Here is a 502-nt window from a genome sequence, read left to right as displayed (position 1 = left end):
CGGGCGGTCAGGTCCCGGAAGAACGCCAGCCAGCCGGCGCCGTCCTCGGCGGAGGTGACCTGCAGACCGAGGATCTCCCGGTGCCCGTCGGCATTGACGCCGGTGGCCACGAGGGCGTGCACACCGACCACCCGGCCGCCCTCGCGGACCTTCAGCACGAGGGCGTCGGCGGCCACGAACGTGTAAGGGCCGGCATCGAGGGGGCGGTGCCGGAAGTCGGCGACCTGGGCGTCGAGGTCCTTGGCCATCTCGCTCACCTGCGACTTCGAGAGCCGGGTGATGCCCAGGGACTCCACCAGCTTCTCCATCCGCCGGGTGCTCACCCCGAGCAGGTAGCAGGTGGCGACCACGGTGGTCAGCGCCCGCTCCGCTCGCCGGCGGCGCTCCAGCAGCCAGTCCGGGAAGTAGGACCCGGATCGGAGCTTGGGGATCGCGACGTCCAGCGTGCCGGCTCGGGTGTCGAACTCCCGCAGCCGGTAGCCGTTGCGGACGTTGGTCCGCT

1 protein-coding gene is annotated in these 502 nt (G+C 71.9%); it reads right to left on the bottom strand.

Features of this window, described 5'->3' with window-relative positions; genetic code table 11:
• Nucleotides 1-502 (bottom strand): IS256 family transposase (locus tag GCU60_RS19730; RefSeq protein ID WP_204262358.1); only part of this gene is annotated, 502 nt, incomplete at both ends.

Origin of the sequence: Blastococcus saxobsidens (assembly GCF_010682065.1) — a bacterium.
Classification (GTDB): Bacteria; Actinomycetota; Actinomycetes; order Mycobacteriales; family Geodermatophilaceae; genus Blastococcus; species Blastococcus saxobsidens_B.
Note: the sequence above shows the minus strand (reverse complement) of the source record. Positions and strands in the feature narration are given on the sequence as shown.